At 73.8% G+C, this 23897-nt stretch carries 21 protein-coding genes and 2 pseudogenes; 15 read left to right on the forward strand and 8 right to left on the reverse strand.

The window, feature by feature from the left end:
- Positions 1-35: 35 nt before the first annotated feature.
- Positions 36-1766 carry a protein kinase domain-containing protein gene (locus JE024_RS34440; RefSeq protein WP_205377788.1) on the reverse strand — a complete coding sequence of 577 codons (1731 nt, stop codon included), beginning with the start codon at positions 1764-1766 and terminating at the stop codon, positions 36-38.
- 306 nt (positions 1767-2072) lie between these two features.
- Here JE024_RS34440 and JE024_RS34445 point away from each other — a divergent pair, with 306 nt between their 5' ends.
- Together JE024_RS34445 and JE024_RS34450 are read left to right on the forward strand one after the other, a co-directional pair.
- Positions 2073-2618, forward strand: a complete 546-nt coding sequence (locus tag JE024_RS34445) for an EF-hand domain-containing protein (RefSeq protein ID WP_205377789.1) — start codon at positions 2073-2075, stop codon at positions 2616-2618.
- Positions 2619-2731: 113 nt separating this feature from the next.
- Entirely contained in the window at positions 2732-3370 is a 639-nt protein-coding gene (locus JE024_RS34450; RefSeq protein ID WP_205377790.1) for a LysE family translocator, read from the forward strand.
- Here JE024_RS34450 and JE024_RS34455 read toward each other — a convergent pair.
- Both JE024_RS34455 and JE024_RS34460 read right to left on the reverse strand, forming a co-directional pair.
- Positions 3293-3907, reverse strand: coding sequence for a GNAT family N-acetyltransferase (locus tag JE024_RS34455; protein WP_205377791.1), 615 nt, complete (start codon positions 3905-3907; stop codon positions 3293-3295). The two genes, JE024_RS34450 and JE024_RS34455, sit on opposite strands and share 78 nt — an antisense overlap.
- Before the next feature lie 61 nt (positions 3908-3968).
- A complete protein-coding gene (locus JE024_RS34460) occupies positions 3969-5855 on the reverse strand; it encodes a CASTOR/POLLUX-related putative ion channel (protein WP_244883621.1) in 1887 nt (628 codons plus the stop codon).
- 683 nt (positions 5856-6538) lie between these two features.
- On the opposite strand from JE024_RS34460, the gene modA reads away from it, so the two are divergent.
- Positions 6539-7345, forward strand: a complete 807-nt coding sequence (gene modA, locus JE024_RS34465) for a molybdate ABC transporter substrate-binding protein (RefSeq protein ID WP_205377793.1) — start codon at positions 6539-6541, stop codon at positions 7343-7345.
- 65 nt (positions 7346-7410) lie between these two features.
- Positions 7411-7737 (forward strand): hypothetical protein, encoded by a 327-nt coding sequence (locus JE024_RS34470; RefSeq protein WP_205377794.1) that lies wholly within the window; start codon positions 7411-7413, stop codon positions 7735-7737.
- Between the two features lie 28 nt (positions 7738-7765).
- Here JE024_RS34470 and JE024_RS34475 read toward each other — a convergent pair whose 3' ends face one another.
- Both JE024_RS34475 and JE024_RS34480 read right to left on the reverse strand, forming a co-directional pair.
- Entirely contained in the window at positions 7766-8410 is a 645-nt protein-coding gene (locus tag JE024_RS34475; protein ID WP_205377795.1) for a dihydrofolate reductase family protein, read from the reverse strand.
- A 90-nt stretch (positions 8411-8500) separates the two neighbouring features.
- The gene (locus JE024_RS34480; RefSeq protein WP_205377796.1) at positions 8501-9496 is read right to left on the reverse strand and encodes a DUF389 domain-containing protein; all 996 of its coding nucleotides are present in this window, start codon (positions 9494-9496) and stop codon (positions 8501-8503) included.
- A gap of 108 nt (positions 9497-9604) precedes the next feature.
- On the opposite strand from JE024_RS34480, the gene JE024_RS34485 reads away from it, so the two are divergent.
- The 4 genes from JE024_RS34485 to JE024_RS34500 all read left to right on the forward strand — a co-directional run bounded on the left by JE024_RS34485 (position 9605) and on the right by JE024_RS34500 (position 14009).
- Positions 9605-10417, forward strand: coding sequence for an ABC transporter ATP-binding protein (locus JE024_RS34485; protein ID WP_205377797.1), 813 nt, complete (start codon positions 9605-9607; stop codon positions 10415-10417).
- Positions 10414-12168 carry a DUF6297 family protein gene (locus tag JE024_RS34490; RefSeq protein WP_205377798.1) on the forward strand — a complete coding sequence of 585 codons (1755 nt, stop codon included), beginning with the start codon at positions 10414-10416 and terminating at the stop codon, positions 12166-12168. Before JE024_RS34485 ends, JE024_RS34490 begins: the two co-directional genes overlap by 4 nt.
- 430 nt (positions 12169-12598) lie before the next feature.
- Positions 12599-13081, forward strand: a complete 483-nt coding sequence (locus tag JE024_RS34495) for a lamin tail domain-containing protein (RefSeq protein WP_205377799.1) — start codon at positions 12599-12601, stop codon at positions 13079-13081.
- Between the two features lie 199 nt (positions 13082-13280).
- Positions 13281-14009, forward strand: coding sequence for a hypothetical protein (locus JE024_RS34500; RefSeq protein ID WP_205377800.1), 729 nt, complete (start codon positions 13281-13283; stop codon positions 14007-14009).
- 83 nt (positions 14010-14092) lie between these two features.
- Here JE024_RS34500 and JE024_RS34505 read toward each other — a convergent pair whose 3' ends face one another.
- Together JE024_RS34505 and JE024_RS34510 are read right to left on the reverse strand one after the other, a co-directional pair.
- Positions 14093-14416, reverse strand: coding sequence for a putative quinol monooxygenase (locus JE024_RS34505; RefSeq protein ID WP_205377801.1), 324 nt, complete (start codon positions 14414-14416; stop codon positions 14093-14095).
- A gap of 106 nt (positions 14417-14522) precedes the next feature.
- Positions 14523-15164: a dihydrofolate reductase family protein gene (locus JE024_RS34510; protein WP_205377802.1), complete on the reverse strand. Its 642-nt coding sequence runs from the start codon at positions 15162-15164 to the stop codon at positions 14523-14525.
- A gap of 254 nt (positions 15165-15418) precedes the next feature.
- Between JE024_RS34510 and JE024_RS34515 the strand changes: the two are divergent.
- Positions 15419-15985: pseudogene (locus JE024_RS34515) on the forward strand (RNA-guided endonuclease InsQ/TnpB family protein); the annotation flags it as partial.
- Positions 15986-16285: 300 nt separating this feature from the next.
- On the opposite strand, the gene JE024_RS34520 reads toward JE024_RS34515, so the two are convergent.
- Positions 16286-17302 (reverse strand): helix-turn-helix domain-containing protein, encoded by a 1017-nt coding sequence (locus JE024_RS34520; protein ID WP_205377803.1) that lies wholly within the window; start codon positions 17300-17302, stop codon positions 16286-16288.
- Positions 17303-17487: 185 nt separating this feature from the next.
- Between JE024_RS34520 and JE024_RS34525 the strand changes: the two genes are divergently transcribed.
- From JE024_RS34525 to JE024_RS34550, 6 genes and pseudogenes are all read left to right on the forward strand, one after another.
- Positions 17488-17880 (forward strand): hypothetical protein, encoded by a 393-nt coding sequence (locus tag JE024_RS34525; protein ID WP_205377804.1) that lies wholly within the window; start codon positions 17488-17490, stop codon positions 17878-17880.
- A gap of 184 nt (positions 17881-18064) precedes the next feature.
- On the forward strand, positions 18065-18514 hold the full coding sequence (locus tag JE024_RS34530; RefSeq protein WP_205377805.1) for a universal stress protein: 450 nt from the start codon (positions 18065-18067) through the stop codon (positions 18512-18514).
- Positions 18511-19626: an adenylate/guanylate cyclase domain-containing protein gene (locus tag JE024_RS34535; RefSeq protein WP_205377806.1), complete on the forward strand. Its 1116-nt coding sequence runs from the start codon at positions 18511-18513 to the stop codon at positions 19624-19626. Before JE024_RS34530 ends, JE024_RS34535 begins: the two co-directional genes overlap by 4 nt.
- A 363-nt stretch (positions 19627-19989) precedes the next feature.
- The gene (locus tag JE024_RS34540) at positions 19990-21477 is read left to right on the forward strand and encodes a SulP family inorganic anion transporter (protein WP_205378519.1); all 1488 of its coding nucleotides are present in this window, start codon (positions 19990-19992) and stop codon (positions 21475-21477) included.
- Between the two features lie 118 nt (positions 21478-21595).
- Positions 21596-22057, forward strand: a pseudogene (locus JE024_RS34545) (LOG family protein); the annotation flags it as partial.
- 274 nt (positions 22058-22331) lie between these two features.
- A complete protein-coding gene (locus JE024_RS34550; RefSeq protein ID WP_205377807.1) occupies positions 22332-23555 on the forward strand; it encodes an AAA family ATPase in 1224 nt (407 codons plus the stop codon).
- Positions 23556-23897: the final 342 nt, after the last annotated feature.

Consider the following 23897-nt stretch of genomic DNA (forward strand, 5'->3'; position numbering starts at 1 on the left):
GGGCGCCGGCGGCGCGAGGCGAGGCGCACGGCCCGTCAGAGCGCCGCGCGGCGCGCCTGCTGGAGGGCGGTCAGCCGATGGACGTACACGGCGGCCGCCACGGTGGTGGGCACGACCAGGAGGCGCAGCACCAGGGCCACCAGCCCGTTGGTCTCGAGCACGTACACGTATTCGTCGGGCCTGGTCCTGACGAAGTTGTCGTAGGTGGCCCATTCGAAGGCACCCCACCACCAGAAGAGCGGCGAGGTGATCGCGCTGATCAGCCAGAAGGCCCACCAGACGTGGAGCGGGGCGGCCGGAGCCATCGCACCGCCCGCGGCGGGCGGGCTCGACGCGTGCCAGACGTCGTTCGCGATCTGCTTGGGCAGATAGAGGTTGCCGAACGGGACGAGCCAGGAACGCACGGCCATCGCCGGGCTGTAGCGCAGCCGCCCGGGGGCGAACTCCTCGGCGGCCGCCCGTGTCCGGGAGCACCAGATCAGCCATGCCACGATCAGACCGACCGCGGTGGCGACCTGGGCGTAGCCCCACATCCAGGCGATCTCCTCGTCGAATCCCCAGCCGGTGTCGAAGGTGCTCTCCAGCATGTCGAGCTGCTTGACGGTCGCGCCCACGGCCACCAGCGCGTACAGCGCCAGCATGATGTACACCGCCACCGTGGCCGGCGACGGGCCGTTGCCTCCGTTGCGTTCCTCGGCCAGGGTGCGCGGCTGCGTCGGGGACGGGCCCGGGGACACCGGCAGGTCCGGAGCCGTCACCGGGGCGGTTCCCGCGACCGCCGGACGCGGCCCGGGGGCCCCGAGCGTCTCCTCCCGGGGCACCGGGGCCGGTGGAGGGAGGAGGGCCCCGTCGCCCAGCGCGGTGCGCGGGTCCTCCTGCTCCAGCAGCTGCGCCGCGTCCTGCCCGAGCCGCGCCAGGACCGGGGCGGGCAGCCAGGGGCCGAGGTGCCGGAACTGGGTCTCGTCCCGCTCCCTGAGCGCGGCGAGGGACGGCCGTGCGGCGGGGTCCTTGGCGAGGCAGTCACGGAGCAGCGGCAGCAGGGGATCCGGGACACCGGTCAGGTCCGGTTCCTCGTTCACCACCCGGTACATGAGAGCGTGCGGACGCCCCTCGGGCGCCTCGAACGGCAGACGGCCGCCCGCGGCGAACGCGAGAACCGATCCCAGGGAGAAGATGTCGCAGGCCGCGGTGAGACGCTCACCGCGCACCTGCTCGGGTGCCATGAAGCCGGGCGAGCCGACGATCACACCGCTGGAGGTCAGTCCGCCGTGGGTCGGGCCGTCCAGTGCGCGGACGATGCCGAAGTCGATCACCTTCGGGCCGTCGATGGTGATCATGATGTTGGAAGGCTTCAGGTCGCGGTGGACGAGGCCCGCCGCGTGGATGTCCGCGAGCGCGTCGCAGAGACCGGACGCCAGACCGCGCACCGAGCGCTCCGGCAGCGGTCCGTGACGGGTCACCACGTCGGCGAGCGTCGGGCCGGGGACGTACGCGGTGGCGACCCACGGTGTCTCGGCGTGCGGGTCGGCGTCCAGCACGGCCGCGGTCCAGTCCCCGCCGACCCGCTGGGCGATGGCGACCTCCTCGGCGAACCGGAGGCGGAAGTCCGGCAGCGACGCCAGCTCGCGGCGGATTGCCTTGACCGCCACCATGCGGCCGCGGGGGGAGCGGGCGAGGTACACCACGCCCATGCCGCCTTCGCCGAGCCGGCCGAGCAGCCGGTAGTCCGCAACCCGGACCGGGTCGTCCTCACACAGGGCCTGCACTGCGCACAGTCTCCTTCACCACCGCGCCGATGAACGCGAACAACGGGTCAGGCTAGAGGAGACGTCGAGGCGGCACCGGTGGTTTCACCGGGCGGGCCCGGGCCTCGCGACGGTGTCGTCCCGTCTCACGGGCGGCCCGCCTCACGGACGGTCCGGTTCCGGGCGGCCCGTTCTCAAACCGGCGCTCGGAGCGTACGGGCGGAGCGCGGTGGTGCGGGCGCCGGGTGGGGTGATCTTGTGCGCCGCCTTGCGGCGTTCGCGGACGGGCAGGTTCTTCCCCGGCACAGTGAACGAGGGAGGCTTGTGATGGCCAGTGGGTTCCAGTGGGCGAAGATCCAGGCGATGTTCGACGCCTTCGACGCGGACGGCAACGGGTATCTGGAGCAGCGGGACTTCGAGGCCCTGACGGCCCGGTGGGGCAGGCTGCCGCGGGTGGCCGAGGGGCCGGAGCTGACGGCGCGGGTGGAGGCCGTGATCATGGGCTGGTGGCGGCTGCTGTCGGAGGCCGCCGACGCGGACAAGGACGGCAGGATCGACATGGCCGAGCTGATGGCCATGGTGGACCGGCTGCCGTCGATGCGGGAGGACGTCGCGGCGACGGCCGAGACCATCTTCGACGCGGTGGACGAGAACGGCGACGGCCGGATCTCCCGCGCCGAGCACCAGCGGCTGATCGACACCTGGCACGGCCGGTCCATGACGACGGCGGACGTCTTCGACCGGCTCGACGAGGACGGCGACGGCTACCTCAGCCGCCCCGAGTTCGCCGTGCTCTGGACGCAGTTCTGGATCAGCGACGACCCGCAGGAGCCGGGCAACGTGATGTGCGGCCCGCTCGCCCCGACCGCCTGACGGCACCCCGGTCCGCCTGCCCCGGGGCCGGTGCCGGGGGAAGTCGCCTGCCCCGGGCGGGTGCCGGGAAAAGGGGCTGAGGCAAGCGGGGGGCCCGTGCTTCCATGACCCGCATGGTGACTCCCGAGCGTTTGCTCGCCTTCGCGGCGATGTCGTTCCTGCTGATCGTGATCCCCGGGCCCAGTGTGCTCTTCGTCATCGGGCGGGCCCTGGCCCAGGGCCGCCGTGCCGCGCTCACCACGGTGGTGGGGAACACGCTGGGCGCCTACGCGCTCATCGTGGCGGTGGCCCTGGGGGTCGGTTCCGTCGTCGAGCGGTCCGTCCTCGTCTTCACCCTGCTGAAACTGTCCGGCGCCGCCTACCTGGTGTACCTCGGTGTGCGGGCGTGGCGGCAACGCCACTCGCTCGCCGCCGCGTTCAGCGCCGACACGTCCGCGCACGGCGGCCTGCGGACCCTGTGGGAGGGCTTCGCCGTCGGGGTGGCCAATCCGAAGACCATCGTCTTCTTCGCCGCCGTGCTCCCGCAGTTCGTGGACCGCTCCCAGGGCCATGTCGTGGTGCAGATGCTGATCCTCGGGCTGGTCTTCAACATCATCGCGGTGGCCTCCGACAGCCTGTGGGGCCTGGCCGCCGCCACCGGCCGCGACTGGTTCGCCCGCTCGCCCCGCCGGCTCTCACTGGTCGGAGGCGTCGGCGGACTCACGATGATCGGCCTCGGCGTCACCGTCGCCGTGACGGGACGCAAGGACTGACCCACCCGGGTCCCGCACGCCGAACCACTGCACGGCGCCGTACTCCTCGAAGCGCGCCGCCTCGGCGAATCCCAGCCGCTCGGCGAGACGCATCGAGCGGTCGTTGGCGACCTGCGTGCACAGCACCACCGGTTCGCCGGGAAACGCGTCGGCGAACCAGGTGAGTGCCGCGGGCCACGCCTCGAAGGCGTACGCCCGCCCCCACGCCTCCGGCAGGAACACGTACCCGAGTTCGGCGTCGCCGCCGCCTTCACGGACCTGCCCCGGACGCGTCGCGTCACGCCGGTCGAGCGAGACGGTGCCGATCATCGCCCTGTCGACGGCGATCACGAAGACCCCGGGGCGGCGCCCCGGCACCTCGGGCACCGCCTCCTCCAGCTCCGCACACGGCCTCGGACCACCGAGGTGGGCGCGCACCTCGGGCGAGGCGAACAGCTCGATGAACGCCGCGCGGTCGCGTGCCTCGGACTCGCGGAGCACCAGGCGCTCGGTGCCGATCGGGGCCGGTGGCCAGGCGCAGGGGCCGAGTGCGGTCATGCGGGGCAACCTAGCGGTGGCGGGCGCTCGTGCGCACCCGCACGCCCCTCGCGGACCGTTCTCACACCGTGTCGCCCTGCGCCTCGGGCGTCAGGGCCGCCGGGGGAGCGGGGGAGGGGCCGGCCGGTGCCACGACGATCACCTCGTCGGCTTCGTCCCACCGTCTGACGTACGCCTTCGGTGGGTTGATGCGCACCCCGTGGCGCGGTGGCTCCCCGGCCCGGGCGGCCGAGCGGTAGCCGATCGCGCAGGCGCCGCGGCGCGACGCGGCCTCGGCCACGGTGGCGAACGACGCCGGGTGGCCCGTGCGGACGAACTCGCCCGCCGGGCGGAGGCGGATGGTGTTCCCGTCCGGCGCGAACAGCTCCTCGAACACCGCGGCCAGTCGGGGGTTCTGCGAGATCTGCGTCATCAGCAGGCCGATCAGCTTGCCGCTGACGACGAAGTCGGCGCCCGGGGAGACCGGCGCGATGAGCCGGTTGCGGTCGTCGGTCATCTCCGTGACGACGGGGACCCGGGTGCCGGTCTCGCGCTCGCGGGCCCGCAGATGGAGCAGCGTGACGAGGGTGCGGTCGTCGGGGTCGTCCTGCCCGGGGCGGCGGTCCGGGCCGAGGACGATCACCCCGTCGTAGGCGGCCAGGTCGAGCCCCGCCACGGTCTCGCGCAGCGCTGGGTCGCCCTGCCGCAGGACGACCGCGAGCCCGTCGCCCGCCGTCCGTCCGGCGGCCCGCAGCGCGGCCACCGTGGCCGCCCGGCGTTCGGCCACCACGTCCAGGGACGATCCGGGCGGCGCGGACCGGGCGAGCTGGTCGACGATCCGGCGGGCCCTGCGGTTCCAGCCGAGCAGCAGGAGCCGCTCCGGTCTCGCGGCCTTCGGCGGGACGTCGCCGGCCACGGCCGTCGGATCGTAGGGGCTGGCGACCGGCGCCGGGCGGGTGGCTCCCGCGTCGCGGGCGATGACGACCAGCCCGTCGCCGTCGGCCAGCCGGAGCGCGGCGGGCGGGCCGAGGGTGAGCCCGCCCGCCAGGTGGACGACCCCGACCGCGCTGGACACGGGGCAGGCGGCGGCTACCTCCCGAAAGGTCCGGCCGGTCAGCGCCGGATCCCGCACTGTGTAGAACTCGTCGCCCGCGAAGTCCAGGAGTTCCTGGTGGACGAGGGAGAGGCCGGGCCGGCGGGCGCACTGCACCAGCAGCCGGGCGGTGACGTCGTCGATCTCCAGCACCGTGGCCCCGGGGCCGCCTGCGAGGCGGGCCGCGGCCAGGTAGCGGTCGTCCCGCACGGCCGCCACCACCGGCAGTTCGCGGTCCTCGCCGACGACGGCCCGCAGCGACAGCAGCGTCTTGACGATCTCGGCGTCCTCGGCCGGGTCGTCCCGCGGGAGCACCACCACGGAGTCGGCGGTCGCGGGGCTGACCCGGGCCAGGGCGGTGGGGTCGGTCGGGCGCCCGCTGCGGATGATCAGCCGGGTGCGGCCCGTGTCGCCGACGTCGGCCCGCAGGTCCTCCTCCATCTCGGCCGGGTCGCGGTCCGCAAGCACCGCGACGACGGCGGGACGCCGGCCCGTGTGCGCCGCCACCAGTTCGGAGACAACCGTCTGCATCTGCTCGGACCAGCCGAGGATCACGGTGTGGCCGCTCTCCAGGACCGTGGAATGGCCCCGCCGCAGGGCGATCAGCCGGTCGGTGATCCCCGCGGTGATCAGGCTGACCAGGGTCGACACGTAGAAGAGGGCGACCAGGGCGAGCAGCACCGACAGGGCCACCCGCAGCGGCGGCCCCACCTCGCCGCCGAGCCGCATGGTCTGGCCGGTGCTGCGCCACACCGCGGCGATCTTCGACCCCGTGGCCTGCCGGTCGGTCCAGACGAGGAGCACGCTGAGCGGGACCACCACCGCCAGACAGGCGAGGGCCAGCCATCCGACGAGGGCCGAGGTGCCGTGGGCCAGCGTGGTGTCGAACCAGTACCGGACGCGGGCCTCGACGGGGCCGCCGCGCCCGCGGGGCCGGCGCCGGGGGGCCGGGGGGCGTGGGGTGGGCCGCCGGTGGCGTTCCGGCGCCGTGGTCCGCTGTCGGGGAACGGCCCCGTCTCCTGCTTTGCGCACACCGGCAGCGTGCCGGGCGCCCGGCTGCGGCGGGGTGATCTTGCCCCGTATTCATCCCTTCGTGACACCCCGGCGGCCGATCGTCCGGATCCGGCCGAAAGGTCCTAGCCGAAGATGCCGTCCAGCAGTTCCTCGGCCCAGTAGCGCGCCTGGTGACGCCGGCTGCAGAACCGCTTGGGGCGCCGCCACCGGCTTCCCGTGAGCGGCCGCCGGCACTGTCTGCAAGGCTTCCGTTCCCCCATGACCCCCACTCTAGGTCTTCGGGAAGCCCGCCCGGTGTCCGCCCCCGCAGCCCTTCGCGTCCGCCAGGTGAGACCCCAGGGCTCACCGTTCAGCAATTCCTCCAATGCGTCTCGCAAACGCCATGGATGGTTCCACCGTGTTCTTGCACATGCGAGAAGAACAGCCATACGGTGGCGCATATGCAGCACCGGGCTGCGGATCGGGACGCGCGCCTGCCGGGCGGGCGTTCCGGCGAGGCCGTCCCTTCGCGCACCCTCCTCACGTCCCCAAGGAGTCACACCCCGATGTCCTTCGCACTCACCGGACGGCGTGCCGCCATGGCCGCGCTCACCGCGGCGCTCCTGGTCCCCCTCGCCGCCTGCGGCAACGACGACCCGAAGGACACCGGGGGCTCCGCCCCCTCCGGGACCGGGAGCACCGCACCCGAGGCGAACCTGACGGTCCTCGCCGCGGCCTCCCTCACCGATGTGTTCAAGACCGCCGGCGCCGCCTACGAGAAGGCGAATCCCGGCATGAAGATCACCTTCTCCTTCGCCGGCTCCCAGGAACTCGTCGCCCAGGTCTCCCAGGGCTCGCCCGCCGACGCCCTGGTCACCGCCGACACCAAGAGCATGGACAAGGTGAAGGCCGACACGGGCGCGCCGACGGTCATCGCCAGGAACCGCCTGGTCATCGCCACCGGCGAGGGCAACCCGTTCAAGGTCGACGACCTGAAGGACCTGGCCGACCCGAAGCTGAAGGTCGTCCTCGCCGCCCCCGAGGTGCCCGCGGGCAAGTACAGCCGGCAGATCCTCGACGCCCAGAAGATCACGGTGAAGCCGGTCTCCCAGGAGCCCAACGTGCGCGCCGTGCTCAGCAAGGTCGAACTCGGCGAGGCCGACGCCGGCCTCGTCTACAAGACCGACGCCGACAGCGCCGCGGACAAGGTTGACGCGATCGAGATCCCCGACGCGCAGAACGCCATCGCCGAGTACCCCGCCGCCACCCTGAAGCAGTCGGAGAACGCCGGGGCCGCCGCCGCGTTCGTCGCCTGGCTCTCCTCTGCGGATGGGCAGAAGATCCTCCAGGACGCCGGCTTTCAGAAGCCGTAGCGGCCCGGACCCGGCACACCGCCGTCCCGCGGTGTGTCGGGGCCGACGCCCCGCGGCCGCCTGCGATGATCGGGTCCGTGCAGGCGGACGGAGAGCGGCGGACCACACCGGACGGCCACTTCGTCGTCATCCGCGGCCGGAAGTGGCGGGCCACCGACCCCGGCGTCCCCGAGGAGCCGGCGGCCCGCCTGCGCAGCCATCTGATGGCGGCCCGCCGTGCCGTGCGCGCCGCCCTCGCCGACGGCGACCCGGACGCCGAGCGCGCCGCCCGGGCCCGCGTCCACACGGCGAAGGTCGCCCTCGGCGAGCGCGGCACACCGTGGTGGGACCAGTCCGACGAGGAACGCCGGCGCCGGTGGCGGGACGGGCTCTCCGCACTCGACGACGCCTGACACCGCCGGCCCTTCCGCTCGCCCCGGGTCACCTCCGCCAGAACAGGTGGTGCACCACACCGCTCGCGCTGGGCACGACCTCCCGGTGGAAGCGGTCGAGCAGCTCGTCGGACGAGTCCCAGAGCCGCAGCCCGGTCCCGAACTCCACCGGCGCCACGGCCACATGCAGGGTGTCGACGAGGTCGGCGTCGAGGAACTCCCGGACGGTGGTGACCCCGCCGCCGAGCCGCACGTCCATGCCCCGCGCGGCCTCCCGCGCCCGTTCGAGGACCGCGAGGGGGTCGCCGCCGACGAAGTGGAACGTGGTGTCCGAGAGTGTGATCGACGGACGCTCGTGGTGGGTCATCACGAACACCGGCGTACGGAACGGGGGTTCGTCGCCCCACCAGCCCTGCCAGTCGTGGTCCTGCCAGGGCCCGCGCTGGGGGCCGAACTTGTTGCGCCCCATGATCTCGGCGCCGATGCCGTGGGAGTAGTCCCGGGTGAAGTAGTCGTCGAGGCCCCTGCTCCCTCCCGGTTCGGTACGCATGGGCCAGCTCGCCGTCGCACCGGCCCAGGAGAACAGCCGCTCGGCACCGTCCAGACCGAACGGGTTCTCCAGACTCTGGTGCTCACCGGCGGCGACGCCGTCCTGCGAGACGTTGAAGTTCATCACTCTCAGCAACTGGCTCATGGCTCTCCTCGGAAACGGTGCGGTGGCGGGGTGCCCCGCATCAACGCGTCGAACGGCACGGGCCCGGATCGACACCGGCGTGCGACTTTCTCAGCCGCCGACCGTGCCGGCGGTGATCTGCTGTCCCCGGGTGGCGTCCACCACGATCGGAACCCCGCCGGGGACCTTGCCCTCCAGGTCGTCGAGGAGATCGTCGATCGGCGGCAGACCGCCCGGGGCGCGCACATGGACGTACAGGGTCCGCGACTGGCCCTCGACGCTCGTTACCTCCGCGCCCGGCGTGTCCGAGAGCCACCGCTCCGCCGCGCTCTTGGTGCGGGTCGCCCAGGCGTTCAGCAGCACCGTGGTCACGGTGTTGGCCGCCAGCGGCAGGAGGACCGCGGTGAACAGCAGTCCGAGCATCAGGTACGCGCGCCCGCGGGCCCGGTGCCGCCCCTCGCCGCGGGCGTATCCCAGCACGGCGAAGACCACCATGCCCGCGAACACGAGAGCGACGAGGTTGGAGAGGAAGAGCACCAGCGCGCCCAGGGCGAGCCACCACGACCCCTGCCCGGCGCACACGCCGCTCACCACGAGCGGCGGCACCAGGGAGATCGCGATCGCCACTCCGGGCAGGACGGCCGCGACGTCCTTACGCGCCAGCGCCACCGCCCCCGCGAAGCCCGTCGCCACGGCCGCGATCATGTCGAGGAGCCCGGGGGAGGTCCGGCCGGAGATCTGGGAATTGTCCAGCAGGTCGTAGGCCGGGGGCACCACCAGGGAGGCGCATGCGCCGACGAGCAGCACGAGCAGGCAGCCGAGGGCCACGAACAGCGCCGCCGTGGCACGGCGGCGCTCCACCGCGCCGAGAGCGATCCCCATGATGGGTGTGGACAGCGGCGCGATGATCATGGCGCCGATGACCGTCGCGGTGGAGTCCGTCAGGATGCCGCCCGCGGCGATCACCGCTGACAGCGTGAGCATCGTCCAGAACGCCGACTGTTTGGACCGCCTGTCTCCCGACGACAGGTCCAGGTCCTCCCGGAGGTCATCCAGGGAATGTCGCTGACGGTCCGGCAGAACCGTGTCACGCAGGTGGCCGAGCATGCGTCAAGTATCCGGACAAGACGGACAGGAGGGCCGCTGCGACACCGCACCGCGTCCACGCGTCACCCCCGGCCCGCGCGTCACACGCGTCCACCTATGCTGGCGTGGATGCCACCGAACACCAGTCGTACGCATGCCGAACAGGGCGCCAGCGCAGCCGTGTTGGAGCTCCGGGACGTCGCGCGGTCCTACGGCGGGGTCCCGGTGCTGGGCCCGGTGGGCCTGACCGTCCACAAGGGCCGCTGCGTCGTGGTGACCGGGGGCAACGGCTCCGGCAAGTCCACCCTGCTGCGGCTCGCCGCCGGACGCGAGCGCCCCACGAAGGGCACGGTCCGCCTGGACGGCGCCGAGATGGACGGCGACCGACGGCAGGTGCGGTCGGCGGTCGCGACCGTCATCGACACCGACGCCTTCTACCCGGACCTGACGGTGCGCGAGCACCTGATGCTCGTCGCCCTCGCGCACGGCGGCGGGGGAGCGGCGCCGGAGACGGTCTCCGCGGCCCTCGCCGCCCACCACCTGACGGACCGGGCGGAAGTGCCGCCGTCCGCGCTCTCCTCCGGGCAGCGGCAGCAGATGCTGCTCGCGGCCGCCTTCGTGCGACCGCACCGACTGCTGATCCTGGACGAGCCGGAGCAGCGGCTGGACGCCGGCGCGCGCCGGGAGCTCGCCGCGCGCCTGGTGCGCCACAAGGCCCACGGCGTCGCCCTCCTCGTGGCCACCCACCACGCCCCGCTGGTGGCGGCGCTCGCCGACCGGGTGGTGCGCCTGGGGGACGATGGCCAGGAGGACCCGCCGGACCCGGAGGGTCCGGCGGGAGGCGGGGCCGGGGAGGACGACGCGGCGGGGGAGGCTTCCGGAGGCGACGACGCGGACCGGGGCGGCGGCGGACGGGAAGCCGCGGCCGGGGACCGCGGATGAGCACCGGCACGCGTCCCGGCGGGGCCGCCTCGCCGACCGGCCGCGACGGCACCGACACGGGCGCCGACCTCGAGACCGGCACCGGCAACGGCACCGACCCCGGTGCGGGCACCGGCACTGGCAACGACACCGATACCGACACCGGCACCGCCGACATGCTGCGCTTCCTGGCGGCGGTGCGCGGCGCTCACCGGGCCCGCCGGCGGCGGAGCGCCGCGTTCGCCGCCTATCTGCTGCTGCTCTTCGGCGGCGTGTGGGGCGTGCCGGTGCTGCTGGCGGGCGCCCGCCTCGCGCGCTCCGGAGCGGGCCACGACCCGGCGGACCGTCCGCTCCTCCAGTTCCTGCCGCTGTGGTCCGCCGCCCTGATGGCCCTGTGCACCCTGCTCGTCGTGCGCAGCGCCGCCTGGCGCGGTCCGGTCGTCGTCGACGGCGCCACGGTGTCCTGGCTGCTGCCCCAACCCGTCGCGCGCGGCCCCCTGCTGCTGCCGCACCTCGCGTCGTCGGCGGCCGTCGGCGGACTCCTCGGGACCCTGGGCGGCGGGGCGCTCGGGCACCTCGTGGCCGCGGCGTCCGGCACGCCCTGGCCGCAGGCGACGGCGGCGGGCGCCTGGGCGGGGCTGGGCACGGCGCTGACGGGCACGGCGCTGGGCGCGGTGTCCGTGCGGCACGAACGGCGCCCCCTCCGTGGACGGCGGACATGGTCCGCGGTCTGCCACGGCACCGTCGCCGTGCTCGGGCTGCTGTCCGTCGTGGCACTCACCTCCGGTCTGCCCGGGTGGGCGGCGACGGCCGCCGCCTGGCTCCTGCCGTGGGGCTGGGCGGCCCAGCCCCTCGCCGCGGCGGCTGCGGGCACCGCGCCGCTGTGGTGGGCGGCGATGGCCCTGTGGGCGGCGGCGGTGGGTGCTTGTGTGCTGTGGGCGGTGCGCGCTGTGCCGGAGATCTCCGCGGAGTCCCTGCGGCTGCGTGCCACGGTCGCCGACCGCGTGAGCGCGTCGCTGTTCACCCTCGACCTGCGCCGGACGCGCTCCGTGATCCACTCGGTGCACCGGCGCGGGCCCGTGCGGCCGGCCCCGCTCCCGGCGCCCCGTGTGCCGTGGCTGGTGATGCCCTGGCGTGACGCGCTCGCTCTCGCCCGGGCGCCCGGGCGGCTGGGCTGGGGGTGCGCGTGGTCCGCCCTGTCCACCGCCGCCCTCGTCCAGGGGGCGGAGCGGCCCGGTTCGGCGACGGTGGCCTCCGCGGTCGCGGTGTGGGCGCTGTATCTGGCGGCCGCTCAGTTCGCGGAACCGGCCCGGCTGGAGAGCGACGACGTACGCCGCGGCGCCCTCCTCCCGTACACCGCCGGGGCCCTCGCGCTGTGGCACGCGCTGGTGCCCACCGTGCTGCTGGCCGCCACCACCACGCTCGGCATGCTGGTGTGCGCGATCGTCGGCCGGTGGACGCCGGGCCTCGTGCCGGTGGCGGCGGCAGTGCCCGCCGCCGTGGGTGCCGCGCTCGTCGGCGCCTACCGCGGCCCGGTCCCGTTCCATCTGCTGCTGGGTGCGCAGACCCCGATGGGCGACACCGCCCCGGTGCAGACGGCGGTCTGGTACCTGCGCGGACTCCTCGCGCTGCTGGCGGTCGCCGTCCCCGTCGTCGGCGACGCCCTCGCGGCGGGCGGGGCCGGGCCGTCGGGCGCGGGATGGCTGCTGGTGTGCGGCGCGGGCGGTCTGTTCTGGGCGCACCGCACCGCCCGTCGCCTCCAGGCCGGCTGACCGGTCGGAGCACGCACGGCCCGCACGATCCGTTTCCCGTCACAGGATCCGTCTCCCTGCGCGAGATCCGTTCCGCTGTGCGAAGAAACGTGCAGAAGGACCGTTACCTCATCCGTTCACCCACGTGGCGGTGGTGCGCCGGGTGGCGCGACCGGTGGTGCGCGGGTGGCTGGAAATCCCTTTCTGTTGATCGTTCAAAGGATGGGTGTAGCGATCAGTGAATGTCAGGGCCACGGTCAGCGCATATGCGTGACCGTTACAGGCGACAGTTACGCAGATATCCGCATTCCGTAACGGGCGCCGGTGGGCCCGCCGGCGCCCCTCCGGCCGGTGCAGAGTTCGGGTCCCCGGCCCACGACGGGCCGGGGACCCGCACTGCCACCACCGCCCTTCCGGTGTGTGGGGCACTGTTCCTGAGGAGACAGCACCCATGTCTGCTTCGACTTCCGCCCGCCGTATCGCGGCCACCGTTCTCGCCGCCGGCGCCGTGGTCTCGGCCGTCGCCCTGCCGGCCTCCGCGCACGACGGAGACCGCGACCGCCACCGCACCCCGCGGGTGGAGATCAGCGCCGTCCAGGCCGACAGCCCGGGCCGCGACAACCGCTCCAACCGGTCGCTGAACGGGGAGTGGGTGGAGATCACCAACAACACCCGCCACGCGGTCGACCTGCGGGGCTGGACGCTGCGCGACGACGACGGCAACCGCTACCGCTTCGACGACGTGCGGCTGCGCGGCCGCGCCACCGTCCGTGTCCACACCGGCGAGGGCCGCGACACCCGCACGGACGTCTACCAGGACCGCCGCGACCACATCTGGGGCAACCGCGCCGACACGGCCGTCCTGCGCGACGACCGCGGCCGCACCGTCGACACCGAGTCCTGGGGCGGACGCCACCACCACCGCCACCACTGATCCATCCGCACGGGCGAGGGACCTGACACCCCGCCCGTGACGGACGGGCCGTGACGGTGCCGGGCGGGAGCCATCCGCCTGGCACCCTCGCATGCGCTGCCCAGGGTCCGGCCCCGTCGTATGCGCGCCGCCCCGGCACCGTCACATGGGTGCGGCCTCGGCCCCCTCCGTCCGCGCGGGCCGCCGTTACCCTCCTCGCATGGAACGCGCCGACATCCTGCGCGGCATCGCCGCGACCGGAACCGACACCACCGCGCGACGCGTCACCGAACGCGCCGCCGAACTCGACATCCCGGTGGCCGATCTCCTCGCCGTCGCGGGCCATCCGGTCCCCGCAGACCTCCTCCCGCCGGAGCGCGACGCGGAAGCGGTGCGGGTGTTCGTCTACCGGGCCAGTCACTGCGACCACCCGCAGCTCGCCGCGCTGGAGGCATTCGTCCGCTCGCTGCCGCGGGACGCCGCGGCGGAAACGGGCACGCGACTGCCGTGGCCGAGGTCCCGTCCCGCCCGGACCAGGTGCTCCGCCGTGCTCGGCGAGCTGATCCGCAACCGCGGCTTCGGGATCCGCGAACTGCCGTTCCTGGGACTGTCCCGCAGCACGCTCAACATGATGGTGGAGCGCTGGGAACCGAACCCACACCGGCGGCAGCAACTGTCCGCGATAGCGGGCCCACTGGGCTGGACCCTGCCCGACCTCTTCGCGGTTGCCGGCGAGCCGTACGGCGAGGGGATCCGCCCGATGGTGCACTGCCACCACCTGGGACGCGTCCTCGCCGCGGCCGTTCCCCTGACCACCACTCAGCTCGTGGACGCCGCAGCGGAAGCGGACCGGCTGAGTTCGCGTGAGGACCAGGGCGTGTGGCAGCCCGTTTCGCAGGGCTTCGCCGACGGGTGCCCGGACCTCACCGGGGGCGGCGGGCGCGCCTGAGGCCGCTTCGGCGGCGGGGGCCCGAGGGTGTTCCGGTGGGGCCGGGCGGCTCCCGCCCCGCCCCACCGGTCGCCGCGCGGAGGTCAGCCGATGGTGAGCTCGCCCATCGCGCTCCAGCCCTCGGCGCCGGAGATCGTGGTGCTCACGATCTCCGGGGTGCGGCTCAGCAGGGGGCGCATGGCCTCCAGGCCGGCGCGGAAGTGGTCGGAGTTCACGTGGGCCGCACCGGCGTCGTCCTGGAACGCCTCGACCAGGACGAAGGTGTTCGGGTCCTCAAGACTGCGCGACCACTCGAACCACAGGTTGCCCGGCTCCTCGCGGGTGGCGCGGGTGAACGCGCCGACCTTCTCGGGCCACTCCTCGACGTGCTCGGGCTTCACCGGAAACTTCACTACGATAAAGATCATCAGGGAACTCTAGACCATTCCTCCCATCCCGCTGATATCGCCCCGGACGCCAGGTGTCAGGCGCCGGACGGCGGGGACCCGGGACCCGGACGCCGCCGTCCGCCGGTCACCCGCTCGCGGCCCCGCGGTCGGACGCGGCCATGTCACCCGTGGCCGGGGTGCCCTCGGCGAGGCCGTAGCGCAGGTACACCGTGCCGCGCGGGCCGGCCGCCGGGGGTGCGAGGAGGGTGACGTTGGTGGGTACCGCGCCGTCCTCGAACACCCTCTTGCCGACGCCGAGCACGATCGGGTGCAGCCAGAGGTCGAGCCGGTCGAACAGCTTCTCGCGCAGCAGGGTCTGCACGAGGTTCAGGCTCCCCACCACCTTCACGTTCTCGTGCCGGTCGCGGACCTCGCGGACCGCACCGGCCAGATCCGGGCCGAGGTGCGTGGAGCCGGCCCACGCGAGGTCGGGCGTACCGCGAGAGGCCACGTACTTCGGAATCCTGTTAAACAGCGTGGCGATCGCGTTGTCCTGGCCGCCTTCCTGGTGCGGCCAGTAGGCCGCGAAGATGTCGTAGGTCCGCCGGCCGAGCAGCAGGGCGTCCGTGCCCTCGTACGCCGACGCGACCTGCGCCCCGGCGACGTCGTCCAGCAGCGGCGCCTGCCAACCGCCGTACGGGAAGCCCGCCGGATCCTCGTCCGGGCCGCCCGGCGCCTGGCCGACGAGGTCGAGGGTCGCGAACATCTCGATGTGGATGAGGCCCATCACTTGCTCCTGACGATCGGGTTGTCCCCTGCAGAGGGATAGACCGGCCCGGAGCCCGATACTCATCGCCGCGCCGGGGCCCGCCCGTCGGATCCTCCTACGGACCGCCGACCCGCCCGTCGTCGGACGAAAAGCACACGAAGCCGCCCCGGCAGGTCGATGCCTAGCGCCAGTACGGCGCCGCGGCGGCCGGCGGCGAGACTTCCCGCCGGAACCCCGGCCCTCCCGAAGGCCGGCGCCCGGACCAGAGGGGAGCACCACGGAACCTGAGCCGGAAGGCGAAAGGCAGTAACAACCGGGCGAAGGCCCGGATCAGGGTTGCCCGCGCCCACGCACGGACCGCCGATGCGCGGCGCGAGTTTCACCACCAGCTCTCCACCAAGTTGATCCGCGAGAACCAAGCGGTCGCGGTGGAAGACCTGGCGGTCAAAGGACTTGCCCGTACTCGCCTGGCGAAGTCCGTTCACGACGCCGGATGGTCGGCGTTCACCGCGATGCTGGCGTACAACGCTGCCCTGTACGGGCGCGCCTTCCACCGCATCGGGCGGTTCGAGCCCACGTCTCAGGTCTGCTCGGCCTGCGGCGTCAAGGACGGCCCCAAGCCCCTCAACGTCCGGGTGTGGATGTGCGAGGCCTGCGGGGCCGTCCTGGACCGGGACATCAACGCGGCCATCAACGTCGCCAAGGCCGCCGGGCTGGCGGTCACTGCCTGCGGAGCGCGGGTAAGACCGGGACACATCCCGGCGCAGCGCGAAGAAACAGGAACCCACCCGAAGGCCAGCCGGACATCCGGCAGCCAGGCGGAAATCGCCGCCCCTTAGGCGGAGAGGATGTCAAAGCCGGGAGTTCAAGTGCCGCGCGCGTCCGACGTGCTCGGCATCGATATCTCGGGCGTCATGATCGCCGCCGCCCGGGCCTGGGAGGACGAGGAGCCGCTGGGGGCCGCTACGAGATGGGCGCATCGCCGAACCGCCCGCCCGCGGCGAGCGCTTTGACCTGGCCGTCGCCGTCCAGGCGTTCAACTACGCTGACGACGTCGCGACCGTCGCGTACCCCGTGCCCGGTCGGCCGGGCAGGCGCCGCCGCTTGCCCGCGCCTGCCCAGCGCCGCCGCGCCCGGCGTCAGGCGGGGGCGAGCGGCCCGGGCCGACGCCGGGCCGCTGCGGCCCGCAGCATCGACGCCCCCACCGGGGTCAGTGTGTGCAGCACGGCCGGGCCGTGGCGGACGGTGGTGACGAGTCCCGCGTCGCGCAGCGCGGTCGCGTGCCTGCTGGCGGACGATGCCGAGACCCCTGCTGCCCGCGCGATCTCCCCGGTCGTGGCACCGGCGGCCGCGGCGTGCAGGGCGACCGCCCGGGCCCGGCCCAGCAGGGCCGTCAGGGGCTTCCCGGGGTCGTCAACGCCGGCCGCGGGCGGTTCGTGGAGCATCGAGTACCACAGGACGGGCGGCAGTTCGGGATCGGCGAAGGCGACCGGCTCGGCCCAGTTGAAGTACGAGGGGACGAGCGTGAGCCCCCGGCCGTGCAGATGCAGGTCCCGGTCCGCCGCCTGCGTGGGGTAGGAGACCTCCAGGACCGGCGGACGCCACCGCATCATCGGGCCGAGCCCGGAGAGCATGCCGTCGACGCCCCCGTCGAGCAGCCCGCGGCAGCGCGCCGCCCGTTCGGCCTCCAGCTTCGCCAGCGCGACCTCCTCGTAGGGGACCACCACGGCCTCGTGGTACGCGCGGAGCAGCCCGACGAGCTCCCGGCGCGCCGACGGCTCGACGAGCCGGCCGACCCAGGGCGGCGCGCCGACGGTCCGGTCGAGGGTGGTCACCTCCTGAAGGATCCGGCGCGGCGGCGTGGCGAGGATCGCCTCCACGCCTGCGTCGAACCCGTCCAGGGCGCCGGCCGGTGTCAGGAAGTCCGGGAAGTACTCGGCCCGCGGGTACAGGCGCAGCAGGATGTCCCGCACCTGCCGGTCCAGCTTCTTCTCCCGTAACCGCTGCCGCGCCATCCGGCTCCACCCGGCGAACGCCCAGGCGCCCTTCCGTGACTGGAGCCGGTGCAGACTCGCGGCGATCTCCCACAGCGGGTCGGGGCGCGCGGCGAGTCTGGTGCGGCCCAGGTCGGGATCGGTGAAATGAATGCGCAGCATCGCGTTCTCCCCCGTTTTTGCTCAGCCTTTGCACTCGCGGCACCAGCATGACCCAGCCGCCGCACCCTCGCCAAAGCTGTCCGGGACCGGGGCGTGTCGCCGCCACGAGGACCGCGGTCCGGGGTGGGAGCCGGTTGGGGGGGGCTCCCGAAGGGGCGGGCGGCCGCGCATCGGATCATGAGGGAATGCTGGTGCGCACGGGGAGACTGGCGAAGGTCGGCCAGGAGCGGACGAGAGTCCGGGTCCACACACCTGTCGGAGTCGCCGAGGTGGTCTGGTGCGGAGATCCTCGCGAGGCCGACGGGCACCATCACGTCGAGTGGACCGTCGACGACGACGTCCACTGGGGCGTCAACACGGTGCCGGCCGGGCTCTCGGAGCCGGGTCTGTGGCAGGAGGGCGACCGCGTGGTCATGCGCGGACGGTTCCACCTCGTCGAGGGCGGCGCCTGGATGCAGATGGGAGTCTCGCCGATTCTCCTGGACGTGGTGCCGCCGATCGCCGACGGCGCGGACGGCGCATGGGTGGAGCTCGCCGTCGCCTCGGACCGTGTGACCCTCTGGCCCTACCTGATCTGACGTCGCGGGGTGACGGCAACGCCGGTCCGGCTGGGTGCCGCAGGCCCCTGCGCCGGTCGAGAGCTTCGGGGCCATGGCTCGCCCATCGCGAGGCCCCGCGGCGTCGCGCCCTCTTGCCCGGGGGAGTCCCGGCGTTCTAGCTTACTCTGAAGTAAGTTTACTCCGGAGTAAGGGGGTTGGTGCGGTGGCGGTCTATCGGACGGTCATGGTGGGCACGGACGGATCGAGGTCGTCGTACTCGGCGGTCGAGGCGGCGGCGCGGCTTGCCGCGGTGTGCGAGGGGGAGTTGGTGGTCGTCTGCGCGTACGTGCCGATGCGCGGGCGTGAACTCGCCACGGCGCAGGACCGGTTAGGGGCCGAGGCGTACCAGGTCGTGGGGTCCGCGCCCGCCGAGGACACGCTGCGCACGGCGGCGGACCGGGCCCGCGCGCAGGGGGCGGGGAACGTGCGGACCATCGCCGTGGAGGACGAGCCGGTCGCCGCGCTGGTGCGGACCGCGCGGGAGTGCTCGGCGGATCTGCTGGTCGTCGGGAACCGGGGGCTGCGTTCGCTCGCCGGGCGCCTGCTGGGCTCCGTGCCCGCGGACATCGCCAGGAAGGCCGGTCTCGACGTCCTGATCGTGCACACCACATGAGCACACCGCCGGAGCGGACCCCGGCCCCCGCCGCCGCGGACGACGTACGGCGGACGATCGAGGAGGTGCTGCTCGGCGGCGGCCGGCTGTGGACGAGGCGGGACATCGCCGAACGGTCCGGGGTGACACCCGAGCGCACCGCGCAGATCTGGCACGCGCTCGGCTTCCCGGCGGCCGACGACGACGCCAGGGTGTTCACCGACGCCGACGTCGAGGCGCTCCGGGCGGGGGAGCGGCTCATCGGGGCCGGGCTCATCACCGAGAGCAGCGAGACCATGATGGCGCGCGCCCTCGGGCACCACCTGTCCCGCCTCGCCGAGTGGCAGGTGCACACCCTCTGGGTGTGGATCAACCAGGACACGGGCGTCCTCCCGGACCCCGCGGCGCTGACGGAGCACGCCGGGACGCTGCTGGCGGAGATGGAGCTGCTGCAGCGCCATGTGTGGCGCAGGCATCTGGCGGCACACGCCGAACGGACGCTCGCCGACGCGGAGGAGGCCGCCCCCGCCGGGCCGCAGCCCTCGGGACCGGGCAAGAGCGGGCAGGCGACGGCCCGCGAGGGTGCCGACGTCCGCGCACGGGCAGTGGGATTCACCGACATGGTCGGGTACACCCGGCTGACCCGGGGCCTGGGCAACGCCGAACTCGTCCGGGTGCTCGACCGGTTCGAGAGCCTGACCGGGGACACGGTCGCCGAAGGCGGGGGACAGGTGGTGAAGACCATCGGCGACGAGGTGCTCTTCGTCTGCGGGACGGCGTCCGAGGCGGCGGACATCGCCCTGGAGCTCACCGCACGCGCCGAGGCGGAGCGGGAGCTGCCGCAGGTGCGGTCCGGCCTGGCCCACGGCGTCGTCCTCAGCCGCTTCGGCGACGTCTACGGGGCGACGGTGAACGTCGCGGCCCGGCTCACCGCCGTGGCCCGCCCCGGCACCGTCCTGGTCGACACGGCGTTCGCCGGCGAACTGGCGGGCAGGACGGACTACGCGCTGAAAGCGCTCCGCCCGGTGTCCGTCCGCGGCTACAGCAGGCTCCGCCCCGTCCTGCTGCGGTCGCCCCGGCCCGGCCGGCAGCGGACGGGCGGCGACGGACCCCGCCCCGGCGCGCCGGGGTAGGATCGCCGGTGGCGGGACGGCCCCGACGGGCCCCCGCCGCCGTCGTGCCGGGGCCGATGCCGCCCCCGGCCGCGATCCCGGTGAGGATTCCCGCAGGAGACACAGGAGACAAGCGTGCGCGAGCCGATGACGCCCGTCGCCGCCCCCTGCCCGCCGTGACACCGCGCCGCCGGACGTGAGCCCGGCCGCGCCACCGTGCCGGCCCCGCCGCGTCCCGACCCCCTCCGATGTCCGGCTCCGCGACCGCGGAGCCGTCCGCGGGGCGCCGGTCCGGCCCCCGCTCTCCTCACGCGCCCCCGCCCCGCCCGCCGGGGGCCGCCCGAGCACGACAGGTACCGTCCGTTGTCTTCTGCCGCCATCGCAGTGTCCCCGGTCGCGCGTCTGCGCCGTCTGAAGCCCGACTGGCTGAACGACCCCAAGGTCTGGCGCACCGAGGTCCTCGCCGGCCTGGTCGTCGCCCTCGCGCTCATCCCGGAGGCGATCTCGTTCTCCGTCATCGCCGGCGTCGATCCCGCGATCGGCCTGTTCGCCTCGTTCACCATGGCCGTGGTCATCTCCGTCGTCGGCGGCCGGCGCGCGATGATCTCCGCCGCCACCGGCGCGGTCGCGCTCGTCATCGCCCCGCTCAACCGTGAGCACGGCCTCGGGTACCTCGTGGCGGCCGTGATCCTCGCCGGTGTCTTCCAGGTGGTGCTGGGCGTGCTCGGGGTGGCGAAGCTGATGCGGTTCATCCCCCGCTCGGTGATGGTCGGCTTCGTCAACGCGCTCGCCGTCCTGATCTTCATGGCGCAGATCCCGGAGATGCGGGACGTGCCGTGGGCCGTGTACCCGCTGATCGCGGCCGGTCTGGCGCTGATGGTGTTCTTCCCGAAGGTCACCACCGTGGTCCCCGCCCCGCTCGTCTCCATCGTCGTCCTGACGGTGATCACGATCGGCGCCGCGATCGCGGTGCCGACGGTGGGCGACAAGGGCGAGCTGCCGTCCGCCCTTCCCGTGCCCGGCCTGCCGGACGTGCCGTTCACCCTGGAGACGCTCACGACCATCGCCCCGTACGCGTTCGCGATGGCGCTGGTCGGCCTCATGGAGTCCCTGATGACGGCCAAGCTCGTCGACGACATCACCGACACCCGCTCCGACAAGACCCGCGAGTCCGTCGGCCAGGGCATCGCCAACATCGTCACCGGCTTCTTCGGCGGCATGGGCGGCTGCGCCATGATCGGCCAGACGATGATCAACGTGAAGGTCTCCGGCGCACGGACCCGGCTGTCCACCTTCCTCGCCGGCGCGTTCCTGATGGTGCTGTGCATCGTCTTCGGCCCGGTCGTCTCCGACATCCCCATGGCCGCGCTGGTGGCCGTGATGGTCATGGTGTCGTTCGCGACCTTCGACTGGCACTCCGTCGCCCCCGCCACGCTCCGCCGGATGCCCGCGGGCGAGATCACCGTCATGGTCGTCACGGTCGGCGCCGTCGTGGCCACCCACAACCTCGCCGTCGGCGTCGTCCTCGGCTCCCTCACCGCGATGGCGGTCTTCGCGCGTCGCGTCGCCCGTCTCGCCGAGGTCACCGCCGTGCCGGACCCGGACGGCACCACCGTCGTCTACCGGGTCACCGGCGCGCTCTTCTTCGCCTCGTCGAACGACCTCGTCGGACGCTTCGACTACGCGGGCGATCCCGGCCGGATCGTCATCGACCTGTCCGACGCCCACGTCTGGGACGCCTCCTCGGTCGCCGCCCTCGACGCGGTGGAGACCAAGTACGCCCAGCGCGGCAAGACCGTCGAGATCACCGGCCTCAACGACCCGAGCGCCGACCTCCACCGCAGGCTCACCGGCGAACTCGCCGGCCACTGACCGCCCCGGCCCCGCCCGGCGGGGCGCCGGGCGCGGCGGCCGTCCGTATTCCGCTGGTCGGCGGCGATGCGGCCGTGGTAGACCGGACCGTCCGCCGCAGCCGTCACCGGAGTTCCGCATGCGCCGCCTCGCCGTCTTCCTCGCCTCCTCCGACGGACACGACCCGGCGTACGCCGAACTGGCCGCCGGTGTCGGCGCCGAGCTGGCCCGCGGCGGCATCGGCCTCGTCTACGGCGGCGGCAGCACCGGCCTGATGGGCATCCTGGCCGACGCCGCGCTGGAGGCGGGCGGCGAGGTCATCGGGGTGATGCCGCGCAGCATGATCGAACGCGAGTGGGCGCACGACGGCGTGAGCGAACTCGTCATCTGCGACTCGATGCACGAGCGCAAGGCGATCATGGCCGACCGCGCGGACGCCTTCGCCGCCCTGCCCGGCGGCCTCGGCACCCTGGAGGAGATCTTCGAGGTGTGGTCGTGGCGCCAGCTCGGCTTCCACACCAAGCCGGTCGGCCTCCTCGACGCGGGAGGTTTCTGGACACCGCTGCTGAGCGCCCTGCGCGGCATCTCCGACACCGGGTTCCTCGCCGCGAGCACCCTGGACGACCTCGCCGTCGCCCCCGACCTCCCCGGCCTGCTGGAAGCGCTGGAGGACCGGCTGCGCGGCGCCCACCGCCCCGCGCACGGCGCCTTGGACGCCGGCGCCGCGCCGCCCGGACGGCGGCGCCGGGCACGGCCCCGCGCGCGGTGCCCGGCGGGTGGGACGGCGACGGCGACGGCCCGAGCGACGTGTGAGGCGCGGCGGGGACGGCCACGCGGATACGGATACGGGTACGGGTATGGGGGAGGGGCGGGACATGGAAGCGCGGGACGGGGACAGGCGGGACACGGAGCAGCGGGAGACGGCCGCGAGGCTGCGGGCGATCGTCGGCGAGCTGTCGGAGCGCTTCTACGAGCGCGACGACGTGGTGCGGACGCTGACGGCCACGCTGCTCGCCGGCCGGCACTCGCTGGTGCTGGGCCCGCCCGGCACCGCCAAGTCCGAGCTGGCCCGCGAGCTCACGGGCCGGATCGACGGCGCCTCCTACTGGGAGATCCTGCTGTCGAAGTTCACCGCGCCCACCCGGATGTTCGGCCCCGTCGACGTGGCCGCGCTGGCCCGCGGCGAGTACCGCCAGGTGTACGAGGGCCGCGCCACGACCGCGCACATCGCGTTCATCGACGAGATCTTCAAGTGCTCCACGGCGGCACTGAACGAGACCCTGGGCTTCCTCAACGAGCGGATCTACCACCCGGAGAACGGCGGCGCCCCGATCCACTGCCCGCTCATCGGCGCCATCACCGCCAGCAACGAGCTGCCCGACGGCGAGGACACGGCCGCCGTCTACGACCGGCTGCTGGTGCGCGTGGAGGTCGGCTACCTCGAGGACCCCTCGAACTTCGCCGCGCTGGTGCGCTCGGCCGTCGCACGGCCCCACCCGGCGCCGGCCCGGACCACGGTCGAACTGGCCGCACTGCGCCAGGCCGTGACCGAGGCCGTCCCCGCGGTGGAGGTCCCCGACGACATGGTGGACGCGGTGTGCGCGCTGCGGTCCGCCCTGCGCCGCAGGGAGATCGTCGCCTCCGACCGCCGCTGGCGGCAGGCCGTCGGGCTGCTCCAGGCCTCCGCCTACCTGGACGGCCGCCCGGCCGTTACGGAGACCGACCTGCAGATGCTGACCCATGTGCTGTGGGACTCTCCCGCGCAGCGCCCCACCGTCGAACGTGAGGTGCTGCACCTGGTCAACCCCGACGCCAAGGAGGCACTCGACCTGGCGGACACCCTCCACGAACTGGAGACCCAGCTCGACGCCATGGCCGGGCAGTCCCGCGAGGCGCTGAGCGAGTGGGTCATCAAGAACGCCCACAACAAGCTCGCCACGGCGGGCAAGCGGCTGGAGCGGCTCCGCGAGGAGGCGGCGGTCGCCGGGCGGTCCACGGCCACCATCGACCGGGTCACCGGCCGGCAGCGGGCCGTCCGCGCCCGCGTCCTCACCGAGGCACTGGGCATGGACGCGAGCACGGTCCAGGCCCAGCTCTGAACCCCGGAGGACCCGAGGCCGTGGACAACACGCAAGCCGAGCAGCACGGGCACGCCGAGCAGCACCGGCAGGACGGGCAGCACCGGCAGGACGGGCGGGGCCGGCGGCACGGGTACGGGGAGGACGGGCCCGGTCAGGAGGAGAGCGGCCCGGGGGCCGGCCCGGCCGCAGCCGCCCCCGGGCGGCACACCACGGCCGTGGTCGCGGACCGCCTCGACCGGATGACCTGGCGCGACACCTACGAGCAGTCGGCCGGACTGCGCGAGCTGGACGCGGAACTGAGCAGGCGTCATCCGCACACCAACGAGCTGCTGGCCGATCTCTTCCAGGCCGCCTTCACGG

The organism is Streptomyces zhihengii (assembly GCF_016919245.1).
GTDB lineage: Bacteria > Actinomycetota > Actinomycetes > Streptomycetales > Streptomycetaceae > Streptomyces > Streptomyces zhihengii.

Coding starts and splice junctions, on each gene's coding strand:
- JE024_RS34470 (WP_205377794.1), top strand. CDS start 7,411: ATGATCGGGTCCGTGCAGGCGGACGGAGAGCGGCGGACCACACCGGAC.
- JE024_RS34490 (WP_205377798.1), top strand. CDS start 10,414: ATGAGCACCGGCACGCGTCCCGGCGGGGCCGCCTCGCCGACCGGCCGC.
- JE024_RS34500 (WP_205377800.1), top strand. CDS start 13,281: ATGGAACGCGCCGACATCCTGCGCGGCATCGCCGCGACCGGAACCGAC.
- JE024_RS34445 (WP_205377789.1), top strand. CDS start 2,073: ATGGCCAGTGGGTTCCAGTGGGCGAAGATCCAGGCGATGTTCGACGCC.
- JE024_RS34480 (WP_205377796.1), bottom strand. CDS start 9,496: ATGCTCGGCCACCTGCGTGACACGGTTCTGCCGGACCGTCAGCGACAT.
- JE024_RS34535 (WP_205377806.1), top strand. CDS start 18,511: ATGAGCACACCGCCGGAGCGGACCCCGGCCCCCGCCGCCGCGGACGAC.
- JE024_RS34475 (WP_205377795.1), bottom strand. CDS start 8,410: ATGAGCCAGTTGCTGAGAGTGATGAACTTCAACGTCTCGCAGGACGGC.
- JE024_RS34455 (WP_205377791.1), bottom strand. CDS start 3,907: ATGACCGCACTCGGCCCCTGCGCCTGGCCACCGGCCCCGATCGGCACC.
- JE024_RS34505 (WP_205377801.1), bottom strand. CDS start 14,416: ATGATCTTTATCGTAGTGAAGTTTCCGGTGAAGCCCGAGCACGTCGAG.
- JE024_RS34525 (WP_205377804.1), top strand. CDS start 17,488: ATGCTGGTGCGCACGGGGAGACTGGCGAAGGTCGGCCAGGAGCGGACG.
- JE024_RS34495 (WP_205377799.1), top strand. CDS start 12,599: ATGTCTGCTTCGACTTCCGCCCGCCGTATCGCGGCCACCGTTCTCGCC.
- JE024_RS34485 (WP_205377797.1), top strand. CDS start 9,605: ATGCCACCGAACACCAGTCGTACGCATGCCGAACAGGGCGCCAGCGCA.
- JE024_RS34510 (WP_205377802.1), bottom strand. CDS start 15,164: ATGGGCCTCATCCACATCGAGATGTTCGCGACCCTCGACCTCGTCGGC.
- JE024_RS34520 (WP_205377803.1), bottom strand. CDS start 17,302: ATGCTGCGCATTCATTTCACCGATCCCGACCTGGGCCGCACCAGACTC.
- JE024_RS34450 (WP_205377790.1), top strand. CDS start 2,732: ATGGTGACTCCCGAGCGTTTGCTCGCCTTCGCGGCGATGTCGTTCCTG.
- modA (WP_205377793.1), top strand. CDS start 6,539: ATGTCCTTCGCACTCACCGGACGGCGTGCCGCCATGGCCGCGCTCACC.
- JE024_RS34550 (WP_205377807.1), top strand. CDS start 22,332: ATGGAAGCGCGGGACGGGGACAGGCGGGACACGGAGCAGCGGGAGACG.